The following is a 478-nucleotide window of genomic DNA, read 5'->3' as shown; positions in this document are numbered from 1 at the left end:
CCCAAGACTTGGCCGTTTGCGTCTTGCAGCAAATAGCTGCGAAGACCGTGCAGTAAGTCGATAGGGGCTTTGCTGGTAATCGGTGCGGCGGGGTCAGGCGTATCCACGCCCCCGCCACCGGCTTCTACGCCGATCAAACGCACGTTTTCTTCGTCGATATAGGGATGGAACAAACCGATGGCGTTCGAGCCGCCGCCCACGCAGGCAACGGTAACATCAGGTTGGCGGCCGATGGCTTCCAACATTTGTTCTTTGGCTTCGTTGCCGATCACACATTGGAAATCGAGTACCGTTTCAGGATACGGCGCAGGGCCTGCGGCAGTGCCGATGATATAGAACGTGTCGTCCACGCGGGCGAACCATTCGCGCATGGCTTCGTTCATCGCGTCTTTCAACGTACGGCTGCCGCTGTCGACGCTGACCACGTTCGCACCCAATAATTTCATGCGGCACACGTTGGGCGGTTGACGTTGGATAT

General features: G+C 57.5%; 1 protein-coding gene. It reads right to left on the bottom strand.

Translation table 11 applies throughout. The features are described 5' to 3' along the window. Positions 1 to 478: pyridoxal-phosphate dependent enzyme (locus tag ACTHTS_RS11095; RefSeq protein ID WP_440370068.1), on the bottom strand; the 478-nt coding region annotated here is incomplete at both ends.

The sequence above is a fragment of the Neisseria sp. P0019.S003 genome, assembly GCF_051957115.1.
Classification (GTDB): Bacteria; Pseudomonadota; Gammaproteobacteria; order Burkholderiales; family Neisseriaceae; genus Neisseria; species Neisseria flavescens_D.
Note: the sequence above shows the minus strand (reverse complement) of the source record. Positions and strands in the feature narration are given on the sequence as shown.